Genomic DNA, 484 nt, shown 5'->3' on the forward strand with positions numbered 1-484 from the left:
CCGGCACCAAGCTGGGCGACCCCATCGAGGCGCAGGCCCTGCTGGCCACCTACGGGCAGGACCGCCTGGCCGACCGGCCCCTGTGGCTGGGCTCGGTGAAGTCCAACATCGGACACACCCAAGCCGCCGCCGGTGTCGCCGGTGTCATCAAAATGGTCATGGCACTCCAGCACGGCGTCCTGCCGAGGACACTGCACGTCGACCGGCCCACCTCCCATGTCGACTGGTCGGCCGGGGCGGTCAGCCTCCTCACCGAGGAACAGGCCTGGCCCGGAAGCGAACGGCCCCGCCGCGCCGGCATCTCCTCCTTCGGCGTCAGCGGCACCAACGCCCACGCCATCATCGAAGAGCCCCCGGCCGTCGCCGATCCACAGGATCAGCCCGCCGCACCAGGCGTCGTGCCGTGGGTGATCTCCGCCCGGACCGCCGGCGCCCTGCGCGCACAGGCCCGGCAACTCCGCGAGTACGTCGATCAGCGGCCCGA

General features: G+C 72.1%; 1 protein-coding gene. It reads left to right on the plus strand.

The window, feature by feature from the left end:
- A partial coding sequence (locus ACLIYP_RS30810) for a ketoacyl-synthetase C-terminal extension domain-containing protein (RefSeq protein WP_412716348.1) occupies window positions 1-484 on the plus strand: 484 nt, incomplete at both ends.

This window comes from Streptomyces nanhaiensis (assembly GCF_046614825.1).
In the GTDB taxonomy this organism is placed as follows: Bacteria; Actinomycetota; Actinomycetes; order Streptomycetales; family Streptomycetaceae; genus Streptomyces; species Streptomyces radiopugnans.